Consider the following 17,167-nt stretch of genomic DNA (forward strand, 5'->3'; position numbering starts at 1 on the left):
GCGTCGTCAGTTCTGGCGGAAGGCGGGCGTGGGGGTCACGGCGGAGCGTTGAATGTCCGTGGCGAGCAGGGCGGCCGACTGGTGGGCGATGGCGGCGATCACACGGTTCGGCAGCCAGCCCGGGCGGAGGAGCGCGGCGGACCTGGCCTCGCTCCCGGACCCGGTCGGCTCCTGGTCATCGGCGGCGAAGGTGTTCAGCAGTTCCGCCACCTGTGGTCGGTTCGCCGGGTCACGTGACAGGCAGCGGCCGACGACCACCCGTATCCCGGACGGGAGTTCCTCGCTTTCAGGGGTCGTGTGACCCGTCGCGGCGTAGGCCAGGGTCGCACCGAGCGCGTACACATCACCGAGGGGACGCGGGTGTCCGCCGGCTGCCTGCTCCGGCGGCAGACTGCCGGGCTCAAGTCCTGGGAGGCCGGAGCGTGGCGTGCCGTCCGGTGCCGCGGTACGCACGGCCCCGAAACAGCTGAGGCGCGGGCCGTCGGCGGTGAGCAGCACGGCGGCCGGTGATACCCCGGCGAACACCAACCCCTGCGCGTGCACGACGGCCAGCGTCTCGGCGAGAGCGGCCCCGAGGGCACACACGGTCCGCTCGGACAGCGGGCCACCATTGACTGCGAGCGCGGTGGGCAGCGGCAGAGCGGGCTGGTAGGGCCGTGCGTGCCAGGCAGCCTCCCCCGGTGCGGCACAGGCGACCGCGGGTGCCGCGAACGGCCCGAGGAGATAACGCGAGGCACTGGCCTCCGCCATGAAGCGATGAGGGGCGGTGCCTCGAAGCGGAACGCTGAGCAGGACCGTGTGCTCACCGTCTTCGCTGCGGGCGATGTAGCGCCGCTCCGGCACCGGGATGTGTGTGTGAGGAGTGTCCAACGCGGTGATCAGTACATACGGGCCGATCCGACGCGAAGCCGCGGCACCGCTCTGGGCCCGACCGTTTGCAGCGCCTGTCGCGTGCACGTGATTCCCAGTCCTTGTCCCTACGCCGTCCAAGTCCGCGGAGTTGATCCGATCCGCGTGCTCGGACAGCGGCAGGGTGGGCGCCTCCCGCGCGCGCCCACCCTGAGAATTCCGCTGTGGCCTGCTTCCTACTGGAAGTAGCTGGCCGCCTTCTTGTCACCCTGCATGTAGGTACCGCCGGACGTCGCGACGACGTGGCCGATGCCCGTGAGCGCCTGGTGGATGTCGTTGGCTTCCTTGTCCCAGCGGTGCAGCTTCTCGTTGAAGGTGCCCTGAGCCTCACCCTCCCAGTACTGGAGGCTGCTCACGACCAGCTTCTTGAGCTCCTGGAGGTCCTGCTCCAGCGTGCTCGCCTCGTTACCGATCTTCGTGGCCGCGAAGTCGAGACCGTCATAAGTGACTTGCAGACCATCGGCGTTGTTCGCCATTCCCTCTTACCTCGTCTCGCTGGGTGTGCGTGGTGGGTGCCGGAGCCGGCTGCCCGGCGAAGTCTGTCCGCCCGCTCGGCTCAGTAGGAGCTGAGGGAGGACGGCGGGACGGTGGAAGCGCCGTCCTGGATGTCGATCTTGTTGACCGCCGCGCGGACCTCGTCTTCCTTGCTGTCCTTGATGTTGCGCGTCTGGGTCATCGCCTCGATGACATCGCTGAGGATGTTGCCGATGTTCTGCAGCGACTGGTTGATCTCGGCCTGCTTCTTGTCGAAGGCGGCACGGCCGATGCCCTGCCACTGACCCTCGAGGCCGTCGATGACGCCCTGAAGGTTGTGCACGCGCTTCCGGATGCTCTCGTACTTCTCGAACATCTGCTTCTGAAGCTGGACTACTGCGGCATCTTCGAGCTTCTGCTGCCCGCTTGCCATGGTCAGCCCTGCCTTTCCTGAGTCTGGTGTTGCTGTGGTTGTTTCGGTTCACCGCCACGCTTGTGGCTTCGCAACGGTGAACACGTACTGCAGGCCCTGACCGACGAGCACAGGGCTTGAGCGGCTGACAGTCGTCACCTGGCGCGACGCGCGCGCGTGACGGCCACTCCGGCACCACCGATCACGATGACCGCGGCTGCCGCTCCGAGCGTGATCCAGAGGGTGTTGTCGTCACTGGAGGATTCTGCGGTTGATCCTGCCGCTGACGTTCCACCGGTAGAACCCTTTTCCTGGCCTTGTGACGCGGCTGGTGCAGAAGGGGCGGTGGAGGACGAGGACGAGGAGGATTTCGCCAGCAGGTCTCCGCCGTTGTCCTTCGCAAGCGGGTCGACATTCGCCGCCCCCGCGTCGTACTTGGCGTCCGTGAGGACGAGACGGGGCCGAATGAATCCATAGCCGGAGTACTTGTTCGGCTCGTCTTCCGGCCAGGAACGGCCAGCCGTGTCGATCAAGGACCGGGTGACCTGATTGACCGTCCAGTCGGGGTGGGCAGACCAGATGAGTGCCGCAGCGGCAGATGTGACGGCGGAAGCGGCACTGGTGCCTTGGTTGCCTACGCAGTACGAACGGAAGCTGGTGTCACACCAGCCCGGCAGGCCCTCACCCGGCGCGGCCAGATCGACGTAGTCCCCGTAAGAGGAGGTTTTCGACACCGTCAATGACTCATCGGCCGCCGCGACACCAAGAACGTAGGGGTAGGCAGCAGGGTAACCAATGTTCCCCTTGTTCTCACCTTGGTTACCCACCGCAGCGACCAGGAGCTTGCCTTTGGAGGCCGCGTACTTGACGGCTGATTCGATGTCAGGATTGATCGTTGGTGAGCCGAACGACATATTGATGATCTTTGCGTCGGTATCAGCCGCCGCCCTGATCGCGTCTGCGGGCTCGGGTGTCTTCTGCTTCTCTGCCGCGGAGCCCTTGAAATCGTCAAACTCGACGCGGTAGGGCACGATCTTCGCCCCTGGCGCCAGTCCCTTGATGCCGCCCCCTGATCCGGTACCCGCGATCAGCTCGGCGATCGTCGTTCCGTGGCCGTCATAGTCATCAGTCGCACGGTAAGCGACGGCCTTCGGAACGTCGCTCGTCAGCACCTGGCCCTTGAGGGACGCGGTACTCGCGTTCACTCCGCTGTCGATGACAGCAACTTTGACCCCCTCACCGGTGCTCACCTTCCACATCTGGTCGGCCTTCATTAGGTTCAAGTACCACTGCTGCGACTGAGCATCAACGGCAGCGGCACTCGGGGCGAACCCCACGCTCACGGCGGCCAGAGCGCCGACGACCACGCCAGCAGCATGCGCTCGTCTCCCAAGGCGCGTCCTGAGAAACGCAGACCGCTCGCCTCGTCGGCTGATCTCTGACTTCATCGTGTTCCGTGTCCTCGCTCGCGCTCAGTTGACGACCGGCGGCACATCGCGCCGGGGCTTGTTGGGCAGGTGAGTCTCCTGGTCTTCGACCAGGTAGTCGGGACGCTGCGTCGCCTGCGTGTCGTCGTCACCCGGCTTTTCGTTCTTGCCGGCACCGCGAACGAGACCAGCACCACCACGCGTCATGCCGTTGCGCTCTGCTCCGGCAGCGGAGTGGCGTCCGGTCGCCCGGCCGGTCACAGGGTCGCTCCCCCCAGCACCGGTGCGGGGAGCGGTCGCACCGGAGCCGGGCCTCGCGGTGGGCTCAGGCACGCCGAAGACCCCGCGCTGACCGGGGCGACCGGTCGCGGGCCGGGAGTTGGCCGCTCCGTCACCACCGACGACCGTGCCACGAGGAATTCTCGAGCCGCCCCGCGCCGAAGCGTCACCGGTGGTGGGGCGGCCTCCGACCACTCCGTTGGACCGACCGGCGCCGGTCGTCGGTGCGGTGTCGGTCCGCGGCGACGCCGTGCCGCCGGCACGCGGAGTTCCACCACTGATCCCACGGCCCATCTGGGACGACTGCGATCCGGAAACCGGCGCCTTGCCGGCCGCCTGCCCCGTCGACGTGGAGCGCCCCATCTGGTTCATGGGGCCCTGTCCTGCAGTACGCCCGACGCCCTGATTGTTCACGTTCGGCGTACTGGGTCGTCCCTGACCGGTCGCCGACGGGTTACGAAGACCCGCCGTTCCGCCCAGATTCCGGCCCTGAGTACCAGGGGGCATCGGTGTCCCGAGCCCGCTCTCGAAGGTGTGCGGCTGACCGCCACCAGGGACAGGAGTGCCCATTGTCGGAGGAGTGGGCCCCGTCACCGGAGTTGTGTTCGGGAGCAGCGTGTTGACGCTGTCGATGTTCGTACCGACAGAGACATCAGGGCGCTTGGCATTCCCCGTCACCTCACGGGGCGGTACGTCACTTGTGTCGTGAACCCCAACCCGTTCGGCCTGAGTATCCGTTCCGGCCCGACCGACAGCGCCGGTCGTTCCCGAGTCTCCGGAGCCGGTTCTTCCAGCCTCACCAACGCTGTAGCGCGCCGCCTTCGGCTTGGGTACGGCCACGTTCTTCTCAGGCTTGAACGTCGGCTGCTTGGCAGGCAGCGCTGACAGCACCTCAGTGGACACCGCGTAGTACGACGACAACCGATTCATCTGGTTGATCGCCTCTTGGCGGTCCTTCTCCACTGCGACAGCAGCGGCGTACTCCTCCTTGTTCGCGGCCTTTTCCGCCTCCGTGAACTGGTTGGGCCGCTTCTGGTTCGATCGCGTGTCCCGGGCAGGCATGGCGCCACGAACCGCCGCGAGACCTACGGCCGCAGCGGTGATCTGATCTCCTGCCGAGCCGGCGTAATCACTCAGGTACTGCGTGTTCTCGACGAGTGAGGTGCCCCAGCTCCGCAGAGCCTCACCGGACTCGCCCACCCAGTGGATCTTGGCCAGCCGGCCGTTGAGTCCGTCGGCTGCTTCCTTGATGGCATCGCGGGCGTCCCAAAGGGCCTTGCCGCTCGATTCAAGGTCTTCCGGGTCGGTCTGCTGAACCAGATCGATCATCGCGTTGAGGTCGAGATCCAGGCCGTCGAAGTCCGTCCGCGCCGCGATGGCCTGCCCGACAGGGGTGGCCACCAGCGCTCCGTGGACGATCCGGCTGAACAACCCACCGCTCTGCGTACGGTCTTCGACGCCTCGGACGGTGTCGGTGAAGGAGTTCTGCCTGGAAACGCGGTCCAGGTCCCCTTTGTGCTGCTCGTCAGCCATCGTCACCCCTTCAGTCCGCCGCGATCACCGTCAGAACGCTTACGACCGTCCTTCACGTCCTCGATCTGGCTGATCTGAGTCTGAATCGCCCAGAAGCGCTGCCGCTGTTCCTCTTCGAGATTGTCGAACCCGTGAGCGGCGCCCTGCACAGCGATACCCATGGCCTCGATCTGCAGATGCAGAGACTTGGACAGAGTGGTGAGCTCCTTGTGCACCCGGTCGTACTGGCCGTACAGACCGTCCGCCTCATGGAGCACACCTCCGGCCGACGCCAGAGACGTACGCCGGATCGTCTGAGACCCGACCTTCGTCGAGCTACCGGCCGAAGCCTCAAGATTGCGAAGGATCTCGTCCACCTGATCCACGAACTTGGCCAGCGCTTCCCGACTGAGCTCGATGTCCGTCTTGCCCGACGACACGACGCCCCTCCCCGTTTCCCCGTACGCGCATCCGCCGCAACCGCATCCCGGCAACCATCCAGTCGCCACACGATCGCAAAGCAGGTCACGTCTCACAACGCTTTTACCACTGTAGTCAACCTGTACAGCAGGTCCAACAGCGGTGTGTGTTAACTCGGTTACGAGCGCGCGGCCGATAGCACACTTTGCCCGACTTGCCGGTTTGCTGCGAACGGAGGCGCCGACATCCGCACGACGCACACAAGTGGCGCTCGCTCCATCATCAGCGCCACCACGCCCCACCACATCCCCCCACTTGCCACCTTCATCAAACTTCTACAGGTGTCCTTCGCACCTGTGTCGTTCGCACCCCTTGAGCCACCGCTGCGCACCGCAGAGGGCCCCTCTCCTCGGTCCTTGAACTGGCGTTCAGTCGGGACAGCGCTCCCCAAGCAGGGCGAGTCGGCAAGCAGTGCGGGCTTGGTGACAATCCACGCAGACCGGTCATGATCAAGACTCTTCGCGCACCGCGTTGCTAACTTGATTGCCCATCTCAACATCGACGCGCAACATCTGCTCGATGCGAGGATCGGTCGTCGCGTTCATGGGGGAAGGGGCCCGCAGTGGCATGGGACGAGTGGGAGCAGCTCAAGGCCGAAGCGGCCGATCGCCAATCGACGCACATGCAGCTCAACCAGCTCGACCCCGGTGACGGCGGAGGCTATACGCAGCCGAGCAGCTACGGCGATCTGAAGGTCGAGAACGCGAGCCTCACCAAGATCGGCAAGTCTGCGCACGACCTCTACAACCAGCTGTGGGACAAAGCTCGGGTAGCTGTCGCCCCGAGCGACTCCGCTGCTTCCGACCTGTCCAAGCAGGGTTTCGACCTCGGTGGCGGACTCCAGCACGTCTCGAACCGTTGGGACGAGCAACTCAAGTCCTTGATGGACGCCTGCGCGCAGATCTCCAACCACCTTCAGGTCACCAAGAAGCTGCACGCCGGTGATGAGAACTTCATCGCGCGGCAGATGAGCAGCATCGACCTACTGGACAGCGGCTTCGATGAGCGGGTCGGGCAGCCTGGCAAGGAGAATCCCGTCTACGGGACGAAGGACAAGAAAAAGGAGTAGTGGCAGTCGGGCAACGCGACACTGTCACCCGCAGCAACAGCGGGCGGGTTTCCACTCCACACGAGGAAACCTCAACCACTCTCCGACCTCAGGGACACAGCCCATGGACCTCAGCGCTCTCCACCACGCCAACTTCAAGCTGCTCGACGATGCCGTCACCGAGTGGTCGACCCTTGTAAGGCACCTTGATCAGCTGCAGAAGGACGCAGAGAACGAGCTGCACCAAGCCGCCAACAAGGCGGCCTGGACAGGGGTGAACGCCCAAGTCAGCAAAGAGTTCATCGGCAAGACGGCCGAAGAGTTCACCGACGCGCACACACAGGCCAAGACCATCCACGGGATCCTCGCCGATGTATGCGGTGAGCTGAAGGGCTACCAACAGCAACTCGTCGACGCCATCGAAGGCGGTCGGAAGAAGAACCTCAGAGTCATCGGTTATGACGGCGGTTTCACGGTCACCACGGATGCCCCTCCAGAGGGCCGCGCCCAGGAGGACCAGGAAAACAAGGCTGACATCACAGCCTTGAGAGACGAGATCCAGAGGATTCTGGACAAAGCCACCGAGAGCGACAGCTCCGCCAACAAGGTTCTCAAGGCCATTGCCGATCAAAGCCAGCTCGGCTTCTCGGATGCCAGCTACACGAACCGCGACGAGGCCAGCGAGGCCATCGCCCAAGCCGAGGAACTGGCCAAGCTGGCGAGTAAAAATCCTGAGGACCTGACCGTCGAGGAATTCGACCGACTCAACGCCGGACTCAAGCAGTACGCCAACGATGACCTGTTCGCCGAGACGTTCGCCACGACACTCGGGCCACAGAAGACATTGGAGTTCTGGACAGGGATCAATGATCCCAACCGGGGAAACTACGAACTCGGGCAGAGGCGTCTCGATCAGTTCGACGACCTGCAGCGCAATCTGGGAATGACTCTGGCCAACGCCACACAGAGCGATTCACTGACAATGACCGAGTGGAAGCGCACGATGATCGACATCGGCGACAAACCACTCTATAGCAACAGTAGCGGGCTCATGGGATTCCAGGTCATGAGCAACCTGATGCGGACCGGTGACTACGACGATCAGTTCCTGAAAGACTACGGAACTCAGCTCATGGCAACTGAGCGCAAGCTAACCGGCAACGGCGAACATGCCAACACTGCATGGCAGCACATGGGAATGACTCCCTGGCTCAACCGAATCGGAGAGGATAGCGGCTCCGACCCCCTCACAGGCTACTTGAAGGGCCTGTCGAACAGTCCCGACGCAGCAACGGAATTTTTCAACCAACAGTACATCTCGAAGGATGACCCGGACAACCCCTTCGAGCGAGACACGGACGGTGACGGAAAAAACGGCAAGGTTTCGCTGTCGAATTTCCAGTATCTGTTTGAGGAACGCGATTGGCCCCAGGAGACAGACTCGAAGGGCGACGATCTCCACACCGGGAAGAACAATCTCGCTCTGGCGCTGGAGGCTGCCACCACCGGGCATCCTGCCGGTGAGCTCTTCACACCTGACACACCTGCCCACAATGAAGGCCAGACCCAACTTTTCGAGAGCATCGTGTCCTCTATCGCGGACGACCCGGAACGCCTTACGGGTAGCGGCTACATGTCGGACAGCGTCGGACAGATCACTGCGGAATACCTTCCCGACATCAACCGCGCGATGACAGATGACGCCGACGAGGACACCAACAGGCTGTTTCCTGTGGCGGGGTCGTCTGCCTCCCTGAATCACCGGGACGTGACGGCGCTGCTTGTCACGATCGGGCAGAATCCGGAAGCCTATGCCGCTGTCGAGGTGGCGAACAAGTCCTATATGGCAAATCTGATGGATTACCACATGAATCCGGATCTGTCTGACGACAACCGCTATTCCAAGGACACTCAATTCGCGATCGAGCAGCTCGCTCATGGTTCCGGTGAGATCTCGGGCACACTTGCCATCGGACGACAGGAGGCAGTCGCCGGTCCGGCAGATGAGGATGACAAGGCCTACGACCATTCCGTCGCCCAATGGAAGAATGGCGTTTCCGGCACGATCGGGCTGGGCATCGGTGTCGGCGCCACTTTTATTGCGAGTCCGGTAGGCGGTGCAGTAGCCGGCGGAGCGGCGAGTACGGTCAGCAGCCTAGTCCTTGAGCAGCTCTTTCAAAATGCAGAAGGAAACGCCAAGGACAATGCAGGAGGGGAAATGGGAGAGAAGTGGGAGAACGGTCTCGACCAGAACGCCTCCTACACCGAAAAAGCTGCTGAGGACGCGGCCAAAGCACACAACCGCACCGACCTGGTCGACATGGGAATCGATGAGAAGGCCCGTGCGGCTGCACAGGAAGGTTTCAGAGACGCAGGCGTAAACGTCGAATACATGGCTCCGCACCTGAAGACCGACATTTAATTACCCCGCGAGAGGAACTCCCCATGTTCCGCCCCCGAATCACCACACAGGTACGGCTCGTCCGAGCCTCGGCTCCAGCTGCTGCCGCCTTGGCCGGCGCCTTGGTACTGACCGCGTGCTCGAACAGTGGCAGCGAGGAGAAGAACTACACCGTACCCAAGTCGCTGTGTGGTGTTCCCTCTGACCGCGAGCTTCTGGATCCCTTCCTACCCGGAGGCGATTCGATCACCGTGAAATCCTCGTCCCTCAACGGAGGCACGAAGCAGTGCGACGTGATGATCGACGGTGATGTCGCGGTGCGGGAGATCCAAACCTGGTGGAGTGATGGGGAGAGCACTGCGACTGTGGCGAAGGGCTACGACAAGACGGATGACGGCCAGCTCACCGATGATGGTCAGTACCTCTATGCGGGCACCGGGGGCGTGGGAAGGACAGCCGCATCATGCAAGTCCGCAAAGCACCCCGATCAAGATCTTTATGGCGTCATTCAGATCTTCACTCCCGATCGGGAGGATTCCGACGCAATGAAGGATCTGATCATTTCGTACGCCAAGGCCCTGGAAAATTCGAGTTCCTGTCGTTGAATCACTAAATGGGCAAGGCGAATATCCTGCTCAGGGCTGACCTGGCTGCTGACTCATTCACGGCAGTCGGTTGTTCTACTTCTGTGTGACACGCAAGCAGCAGCATCTCCGACTGCGACTCAACCCTCGATCTCAAGTTCCGAACGCTCCCGACAACTGACCCGACCCACTCGGAACCTTCACCGACCCTCCACTAGGCGAGGTAGTCGGATGACCGAGCCACAGGGCCGCTTCACGGCCTCACAGACGTAAGCCATAATCTGGGGCCATGGAGCAACTGGTAGGGATTCTGGTGAAGGTGCTTCTGTTCGCTTTCGTCGCGGGCATGTTCACCCTCGTCTTCGTGGTGTCCAGGCGTGGGCGGAAGCAGACGGAGCAGGTCAGGGACGAGTATGCGCAGCTTCGCCGGTTGGCTCCGGAACGTGGGTGGACGTACACGGCGCACACGCAGGGGCGGATCGACCAGTACTTCGGGGTCGGACCCTTCCCTCGCTCCGGTGGGAACCTGAGCGCGTTCCACTACACCACGGGTGAGTTCCGTGGCCGGTCGTTCACGTACTTCGAATACCGATACAACAACCCCATGTCGGGCGGTGAAGTCGCGGACCGCAAACAGCTCATCGTCGAATCGGTCTTCGTCGTCAAGGCGCCGGGCTCGGGGCCGAAGGCGGAGATCTATCGGCCGGGCAGGCTGGACGCGCTGATGGACCGGCGGACCAAGATCCAGCTGGGCGTGCCGGAGTTCGATGAGAAATTCTCCATCGCCACCACGGACGAGGCCGCTGTTCGGGACCTTCTGGGGGGTGACCTGGTGCCCTTCCTGCTCTCGGATCCGCGCGCGGAGGATTCCCCGGTCGCGCTGCGCGGCGACGACCTGTTCACTTGGTACACCGGCACGTTGTCCCCGCAGGCCGTCGACGAGCGGTTGAACTACCTGTGCGATGTGCTGGAGCGGATTCCGACGAGGGCCTGGACCGCCGCCTGAGAAAGTTCTTCAGCCCGCCACGAGCGCGTGAAAGTGCCCCTTGTCCCGGTGAACTTCCCTACCGGGACAAGGGGCACTCTGTCGTTCGGGCACCGTGCCGTACCGTTCGAGAACCCCTTACGCGGGGGTTTCGTCGGCCGGGCGTACCGTCCGCAGAAATTCCTGGAAGTCACCGATCACATCGCCGAGTTGGGTCGGCTTCGCGGTGAGGACGAGTTCGATGACGGCGCGCTTGGCCGGGTTCTTGACGTCCTCCATGCCGAGGTACACCTGGCTCTGGAGGAGTTCCAGGGGTTCGCCGCGCAGGGTGGTGGAGAGGCGGAGGTTCTGGACGACGCCAGGAGAGTCCGTCAGGCCGGGGATGTCCGGGGTCCCCACTTCGGACTTCTTGACGACCTCTACGGTCCCCGCCTCCTGCAGCCGCTGCACCGACTCGCCGGCGATGTCCCACATGGTGGCGCTGTCGTTGCGCATGCGGCCCGAGATGGTGATGTTCGCCGTGAACCCCTCGTCGATGGAGAGGGGATGGAGCGCGACGAAGGCGGCGCCGGGTGCTCCGACCTCGTCCGGCGGGGCGGCTTGCCAGCCGTCCGGCAGCGAGAACGAGATCTTGACCGGCAACGTGGTGGCCATCGTGAATCCACTTCCTTGATGAGCGTCAGCTCAGACTAGAACCAGCTGCCGACCGTGTCGTCCCAGGCATCTCCCACCGCGTCGGCCGCGTCGCCGACGGAGTCGACCACCTTGCCGGGATCGACGGTGACATCGAAGCCGACCTTGCCGCCGACGCCCAGGCCGACGCCGAGTTCGCCGCCGATGGTGAACTTGCCGTCCTTCATGCCCAGGTCGGCGTTGGCGGAGGCACCCACGCCCGCCCATGCCTCGCCGCTGACACCGGCACCGACGCCGGCGACGTCGGCGGAGACCGACCCGGTGGCCTTGGCTCCGGCGAAGGCCTCCGCGCCGGCGTGCAGACCGTCCTTGCCGACGCCGACGTTGGCCGCGGCTTCGGCGCCCACGAAGGCCTTCCCCTCGGCTCCGGCCGCGACGACGCCGTACTCCGCGGTGCCCTTCGCGGTGGCCTGTGCCAGATAGGCACTGCCCTGCGCGCCGGCCTGCAACCGCCCGTTCGTGATGCTCGCACCGACGGTGCCGTCCACGCCCAGCGCGGACGCGCCCAGGCTGCCCTTCATCCCGACACCGCCCACCGACCCCTCTTTGGCGACGCCGTCCGACCAGGCGCTGGCGCCGCCCGTCCACTCGGCGAGTTTGACGGTGGTGTTGGTCTTGCTGCCCGGGGCGGCCGGGTCCCCCTCCGCGCCCTGGGGCTTGTCCTTGACGAACCAGTTGCCGTTCTCGTCCTTGCCCCACTCCTTGTTCTTGTTCCAGCGGCCGTCGTCACCGCCGAGGAACTTCTGCTGTTCCTTCATCCACCGGGTCGAGTTGGTCTTGCCGGCGTTGTGGTCGGCGATCCACTTCTGGGTGTCGACGTACTGCCTGGCGTCGGCGAGCCAGCCAGGAGCGTCGGAGGCGCCACCCGAGAGGTTGTCGAGCTTCTTGGCCAATGACTTGGCCTCGGGGTCGAGTTGGGCGTGCGCGGCCTTCAGCGTGGCCTCCGCCGCGTCGTGATCGCCGGACTTCCACTGCTCGATCGCCGTCGTGGCCTGCTGCTGCGCCCAGCTCAGGGTGGAGGAGTACGAGGAGATGGCCGAGGCCGCGTCCGACATCGCGTCGGCGGCGAGATACCAGTTGCCTTTCTCCTTGGACAGGACGGGCCAGAAGGTGTCGCTGGCCTTACCGGTCCAACCCGAGATCTTCAGGTCACGCAGGCCGTCGCCGACTCCGTCGAATTTCTTCGACCAGCCGTTGAGGGTGGTGACGAGTTCGCCCAGTTTCTTGGTGTCGCCAGGGATGAGTTCCTTGGGGTCGGTTGTCGACCCCAGAGCGGCTCCCATGGATGCAAATCCCCCGTTTCTAGAACTAACTCAAGTCCGTCTTGACCGAATTCGCCGCGTCACGGATCGCTTCGTCCGTCGCGGTGAAGTCGTTGTTGGCCGAGTTCAGCCCCTCCGCCAGGGTCGCCGCGCAGTCGGCGAGGAAGCCGGCGCCCAGCTCCCATGTGGAGCAGAACGCCGTCAGCGCGTCGGCGGCCGACTGGTCCCCGAGTGCGCCGGCCTGACCGGCCGCGTCCTTCAGCTCCACCTTCTCGACCGGCGTGAGACATTCCAGGATGTCCGAAGCGCCCTTCTTGAGGACCTCCGGGCCTACTCCGAGATCGCCCACGGCGAGATCCCCCTTCTCGTTCGCTCAGCGCACACACGCACCACACATTGGCTGAAAGGCGTCTAACGCTAGCACCAAGATCGAGCCTCCCGGGACGGTCTCACCGGCCCCTCACGACTCCTGCAACTCAACTACTCAGGAAGCGGCGACGAGTGGCCCTGGCTGCCCGAGCAGGGCGACCGTCACTCACCGCCGATCAGTGATTTCCAGGCTGGAACAAATGCTTCGCGATGCCCATTCGTGGAGCACTCCGAAATCGCCGGTGAAGATTTTCCGTGGGCTGAACGAAGGCCTCATGGAGACTCTTCGGCGATATGCCCCCAACAACTCTGCCCAGTATGCTTCCGACGTCTTCTCGTCTTGATCACCAGGAATGGAGCCCTCATGGCCTCGGCCCGTTCGTCCGCAGCAACTTGGAGCCTCTCGGCGGTGGCTGTCGGGGCGCTGCTCGTCGGCTGCTCGGCCTCGGCCGACGTGGAGAAGAAGCTGTCCGCGGACAAGCTGGCGACGGAGGTCTCCGAGCAGCTCGCGGCGACGACCGGTCAGCCGAAGCCGGACATCAGCTGCCCGGAGGACCTGGAGGGGAAGGTCGGCACGACCACCCGGTGCAAGCTCACGGCGGGCGACGGCAGCACCCTGGGCGTGACGGTCACGGTCAAGTCCGTCGACGGAGACAAGATCAACTTCGACATCAAGGCCGACGACACGGCTTCCCCGGCTCCGAACTGAGCGCAGTCACCGCAGGCGCCCGCCTCGGCCTCGGCGTGCACATCACCGTGCCCTGTCGGCCTTCAGGCGGGCGTCAGCATGTTCCCGTGCGGCTCGACACCGCGAAGGTGTACTTCGGCTGCACCACCTTCGCCGCCTCGCCGGACAGTCCCGGCGCCACGGTCTCCACGTTCCCCGAGTGCGCGCGCCGGACGACGACGCAGTAGCTCCTGCCCGCTCCGTCGGCGGTGACGAGGTAGAAGGCCTGGTCGGAGCCCGTCGTGGAGGAGAGCGCGGCGTCCACACCGAAGCCGGGAGCGTCTCCGCCGCCGTGTTCCACGATCTCGTCCTTGAGTGTCGTCGCGTAGGCGTCGCCGTCGAAGTCGGCCGAGGCGTCCTCAAGCGGGTCGCCGTAGGTGAAGCTGCCGTCCAGGGAGGCCGTGGCGCCCTCGACTGCGCTGGTCAGCTCTTGGTCGCTCCATCGCGAGCCGTCGGAGACACCGAAGCCCTGGACGGCCGTGTAGACGCTGAAGCCGGCCATGGTCACCAAGAGAACGCGGGCCACCGTGAAGGCGGAGTCGGGCAGTTCCGTGGCCGAGGGGTTGATGCCGGCCCGCCAGGCGCGTACCCGGTCCGCCCTGACACAGGCCATGCCGAGGAGTACGGCCGCCAGGACCAGGAGGAGCACGTTCATCTCGGTCAGCATGTCCACCGGTTACCCGGCCACCGCGGCCGGCTCCGCGCGCCGAGCGTGCTCGCCGCCGTCACCGACGCGCTCCCAACCACCCCGTCACGCCCCTCCCCCCACCCGCGCCCGCCTCCGCCGAGCGTCCCGTACCGCCACCGCCGTGCCGCTCAGGCCGGCCACGGCGACGAGGCCGGCCACGACGACGTAGGTGGCCAGGCGGGTGTTGCGTTCCTCCGCGGTCTCGCCGAAGTGGAGGGGGGTGACGGACGGGGCCTCCGCTCTGGTCACGCCGTTCTCGGGGCGGGGGGACTCGACGGGGTGTTCGGGGTCGACGTTCGTGAGTGCCTTGACGGGGTCGACGACGCCCCAGCCGACGAGGCGGTCGCGGCCGGGGATGGAGCGTTCCGCGGTCTGTTCGATCTGGGCGACGACCTGCTGGGCGGTCCAGTCGGGGTACTTGGACTTCAGGAGGGCCGCGACGCCCGCCACGTACGGGGCCGAGAAGCTGGTGCCGTTGTCGGAGCAGTGGCCGCCGAGGGGGACTGTGGAGATCATGTCGACACCTGGCGCGGCGACCCCCACGAAATCTCCCGACTGCGAGAAGGAGGCCCGCTCGTTGTTGCGGTCGGAGGCCGCGACCGCCAGGACGCCCTTGTACGACGCCGGGTAGGTGATCTGGACCTTGCCGCCCAGGCCGTCGTTGCCGGCCGAGGCGACGACCACGACCTTGCGGGCGAGGGCCTCCTCGACGGCCAGTTCGAGGTCCGAGTTGGGCTTGAGGGCGTTGGCGGTGTCCTGGGAGATGTTGATGACCTCGGCGCCCTCCTGGACCGCGTGGCGGATCGCCGCGGCCAGGGTGTCCGCCGTTCCGTCGCCCTCGGCGTTGTTCTGCTTGATGGGGATGATCTTCGCGTCCGGGGCCAGGCCCACGAAGCCGGTGCCCTTGACGGGGCGGGCCGCGATGATGCCGGCCACGCGCGTGCCGTGGCCGACGCTGTCGTCGGTGCCCTTGCTGCTGCCGCGTTCGATCTTCTCGCCCTTGGAGTTCTTCGCGGGGAGGTTGTTCAACCCCTTGGAGGCGTCCACGGCCTTGGTGAGCTGGGAGTTCTTGATGTCGACCCCGGTGTCGATGACGGCCACGTCGACACCCTTGCCGGTCGAGACCGCCCACAGCGCGTCGAGGTTGACGCGCTGGAGGGCCCAGGGGCGGCCCGCGTACTTCTTCGCGGGGAAGGTGCACTGCCCGTCGTCCGCGTGGGCCGCCGGGGCGGAGAGGCCGACCACCGAGGCGCTCGCCACGACCGCGGTGGCGGCGGCCAGGGCCGCCGTCCTCCTGCCCCGTCCCCGGACCACCGATGTCCTCGCGTTCCCCATGGCTTCGCCGTTCAGCATGGCTTCGTTCTCCTCCATCCCGCGACTAGGAGCCCTGCGGCTGTCGTGCCGCCGACTCCGACAGGCGCGGGCCGGTCGGCAGGAACGTCGACCACTCCACGGGCACGGGCGAGGGGTTCACCTTCTCGTAACCGAGCCGGGTCTGGGCGATCTTGGCCTCCTGGAGCTCCTGCTCCCGCTGCTTGGCGGAGGTGCCGATGCCCTGATCGTCGGTGGCGCTGTCGCTGTTGGACTGCAGGGCGTAGCGCAGGCCGGTGTCGGTGACCAGGAAGACACCGCCGGCCGCGGTCTCCGTGCCCTGGAACTGGCGGTAGAGCTGGCCGGAGCCGGCCGTCACGTAGCCGCTGGAGGAGCCGGTGGGCAGCGTGGCGGGGAAGTCGGTGCCCACCCAGGTGGACAGGGTCGTCCGCCCCTTCGCGTCGCCCGTCGTGCCGACCGAGAGCAGGACGCTGCAGACGGTGTTGCGGCCGGAGGTGGCGCTGGAGCCGTCGTTGACCGTCTTCGGCTTGAGCAGCGGCCAGGTGTTCCCCGCCGTGTTGAAGGGCTTGCTGTCGACGATCGCTCCGGGACTCACCTGCTGGGCCTCACCGGCCTGGCCCACGGCGACCAGGTCCGCGCTGTTCAGCAGCAGGGTGGCGACGAACTCGGAGATCTCCGCCACGCCGCCCGGCTGCACCACGAAGTACTGCATCCGCGAGCCGATGGGGGCCCTGATGACCTCGCCGACCTTGTCGTACTGCTCCGGGAGGCCCGAGTCGGCCGGCGCTCCGGGCGTGCCCTCGACCGTCGGCATGGAGAGCGGGTCGCCCTTGTGCAGCGTGTCCAGCCACTCCTGGGAGACGCGCTGCGGCTTACGGCCCTGGGTGTCGAGAGCCCTCAGCAACTCGGTGTCGGAGGTGTCCCCGATCTCGTACGCCGTGCCCCGCGCGTCCACCACGTACTGCGTCTTCTCGTCCGGCCCGACCACGTACATCAGCTCGCCGCCGGTGAGCTTGTTCCTGCCCTCGGTCCGGCCGAACTCCTTCTGGGCGAAGACGAACGCCGCCTTCTGGATGGCGCGGCCGCCCTCACCGGGACGCTCGCACACCGCCCAGCGCTTGGCGGCCTCGGCCTCGTCGGCGGAGGGCAGGCGGTCGGGGGCGTACGGGATGCCGATGGTGGCGCCGTGCGGCGGGTTGCCGCTGTCCAGGACCTTCTCGTCGACCGTGATGACGTCGGACTTGCTGGGGTCCAGCAGGAGCTTGGCGGACGCCATGTTGAGGACCGGGTGGAGCTGCACCTGCTTGCCGGTCTTCAGCACCACGTACCGGGTGGTCGACTTGCTCGCCACGATGACGTGCTCCGCGGGCGTCTTCCAGCCCACGGGCGCCGCCGGTTTGAAGATGCCGATGCCTCCGAACACCAGAAGGATCACCAGGGCGACGACGACGCCGGGCCACAGCGCCTTCATCGGCTTGGGTGCGCCTTCCTCGGAGCCCGTCGGCGACGGACGCAGGAAGGATGCGAGCGTACGGCGCTTCGCGAAGGTGTAGGCGTTGAGTTCATCCCGCCGTGATGCCATCTG

17 protein-coding genes are annotated in these 17,167 nt (G+C 65.6%); 5 read left to right on the forward strand and 12 right to left on the reverse strand.

What is annotated here, in order from left to right; all coding sequences use genetic code 11:
- Positions 1-6: 6 nt before the first annotated feature.
- The 6 genes from K4B79_RS38150 to K4B79_RS38175 form a co-directional block, all read right to left on the reverse strand.
- The gene (locus K4B79_RS38150) at positions 7-957 is read right to left on the reverse strand and encodes a serine/threonine protein kinase (protein WP_232032008.1); all 951 of its coding nucleotides are present in this window, start codon (positions 955-957) and stop codon (positions 7-9) included.
- A gap of 128 nt (positions 958-1,085) precedes the next feature.
- On the reverse strand, positions 1,086-1,385 hold the full coding sequence (locus tag K4B79_RS38155) for a WXG100 family type VII secretion target (protein ID WP_067440733.1): 300 nt from the start codon (positions 1,383-1,385) through the stop codon (positions 1,086-1,088).
- An 80-nt stretch (positions 1,386-1,465) separates the two neighbouring features.
- A complete protein-coding gene (locus K4B79_RS38160) occupies positions 1,466-1,816 on the reverse strand; it encodes a WXG100 family type VII secretion target (RefSeq protein ID WP_232032009.1) in 351 nt (116 codons plus the stop codon).
- A gap of 134 nt (positions 1,817-1,950) precedes the next feature.
- Positions 1,951-3,162, reverse strand: coding sequence for a S8 family serine peptidase (locus K4B79_RS38165; RefSeq protein ID WP_232032010.1), 1,212 nt, complete (start codon positions 3,160-3,162; stop codon positions 1,951-1,953).
- Between the two features lie 105 nt (positions 3,163-3,267).
- Entirely contained in the window at positions 3,268-5,034 is a 1,767-nt protein-coding gene (locus tag K4B79_RS38170; RefSeq protein WP_232032011.1) for a hypothetical protein, read from the reverse strand.
- Positions 5,035-5,036: 2 nt separating this feature from the next.
- On the reverse strand, positions 5,037-5,453 hold the full coding sequence (locus tag K4B79_RS38175) for a hypothetical protein (protein WP_232032012.1): 417 nt from the start codon (positions 5,451-5,453) through the stop codon (positions 5,037-5,039).
- A gap of 602 nt (positions 5,454-6,055) precedes the next feature.
- Here K4B79_RS38175 and K4B79_RS38180 point away from each other — a divergent pair.
- The 4 genes from K4B79_RS38180 (at position 6,056) to K4B79_RS38195 (ending at position 10,532) form a co-directional block, all read left to right on the forward strand.
- Positions 6,056-6,562, forward strand: coding sequence for a hypothetical protein (locus K4B79_RS38180; protein ID WP_232032013.1), 507 nt, complete (start codon positions 6,056-6,058; stop codon positions 6,560-6,562).
- A gap of 103 nt (positions 6,563-6,665) precedes the next feature.
- On the forward strand, positions 6,666-8,963 hold the full coding sequence (locus K4B79_RS38185; RefSeq protein WP_232032014.1) for a hypothetical protein: 2,298 nt from the start codon (positions 6,666-6,668) through the stop codon (positions 8,961-8,963).
- Between the two features lie 23 nt (positions 8,964-8,986).
- Entirely contained in the window at positions 8,987-9,547 is a 561-nt protein-coding gene (locus tag K4B79_RS38190) for a hypothetical protein (RefSeq protein WP_232032015.1), read from the forward strand.
- Between the two features lie 268 nt (positions 9,548-9,815).
- Positions 9,816-10,532 carry a hypothetical protein gene (locus tag K4B79_RS38195; RefSeq protein WP_232032016.1) on the forward strand — a complete coding sequence of 239 codons (717 nt, stop codon included), beginning with the start codon at positions 9,816-9,818 and terminating at the stop codon, positions 10,530-10,532.
- Between the two features lie 117 nt (positions 10,533-10,649).
- Here the strand turns inward: K4B79_RS38195 and K4B79_RS38200 are convergent, their stop codons facing one another.
- From K4B79_RS38200 to K4B79_RS38210, 3 genes are read right to left on the reverse strand one after another with little or no spacing between them, the layout of a single operon-like run.
- The gene (locus K4B79_RS38200; RefSeq protein WP_232032017.1) at positions 10,650-11,165 is read right to left on the reverse strand and encodes a hypothetical protein; all 516 of its coding nucleotides are present in this window, start codon (positions 11,163-11,165) and stop codon (positions 10,650-10,652) included.
- A 35-nt stretch (positions 11,166-11,200) separates the two neighbouring features.
- Positions 11,201-12,487, reverse strand: coding sequence for a putative T7SS-secreted protein (locus K4B79_RS38205; RefSeq protein WP_232032018.1), 1,287 nt, complete (start codon positions 12,485-12,487; stop codon positions 11,201-11,203).
- A gap of 25 nt (positions 12,488-12,512) precedes the next feature.
- Positions 12,513-12,815: a hypothetical protein gene (locus K4B79_RS38210; RefSeq protein WP_232032019.1), complete on the reverse strand. Its 303-nt coding sequence runs from the start codon at positions 12,813-12,815 to the stop codon at positions 12,513-12,515.
- Between the two features lie 384 nt (positions 12,816-13,199).
- On the opposite strand from K4B79_RS38210, the gene K4B79_RS38215 reads away from it, so the two are divergent.
- Complete coding sequence (locus tag K4B79_RS38215; protein ID WP_232032020.1) at positions 13,200-13,544, forward strand: DUF4333 domain-containing protein; 345 nt, start codon at positions 13,200-13,202, stop codon at positions 13,542-13,544.
- Between the two features lie 73 nt (positions 13,545-13,617).
- Here K4B79_RS38215 and K4B79_RS38220 read toward each other — a convergent pair whose 3' ends face one another.
- The 3 genes from K4B79_RS38220 to eccB form a co-directional block, all read right to left on the reverse strand.
- Complete coding sequence (locus K4B79_RS38220; protein ID WP_232032021.1) at positions 13,618-14,217, reverse strand: hypothetical protein; 600 nt, start codon at positions 14,215-14,217, stop codon at positions 13,618-13,620.
- 96 nt (positions 14,218-14,313) lie between these two features.
- Entirely contained in the window at positions 14,314-15,603 is a 1,290-nt protein-coding gene (gene mycP, locus K4B79_RS38225) for a type VII secretion-associated serine protease mycosin (RefSeq protein ID WP_232032022.1), read from the reverse strand.
- Positions 15,604-15,628: 25 nt separating this feature from the next.
- Positions 15,629-17,164, reverse strand: coding sequence for a type VII secretion protein EccB (eccB, locus tag K4B79_RS38230; protein ID WP_232032023.1), 1,536 nt, complete (start codon positions 17,162-17,164; stop codon positions 15,629-15,631).
- Positions 17,165-17,167: the final 3 nt, after the last annotated feature.

The organism is Streptomyces lincolnensis, assembly GCF_021173675.1.
Classification (GTDB): domain Bacteria; phylum Actinomycetota; class Actinomycetes; order Streptomycetales; family Streptomycetaceae; genus Streptomyces; species Streptomyces lincolnensis_B.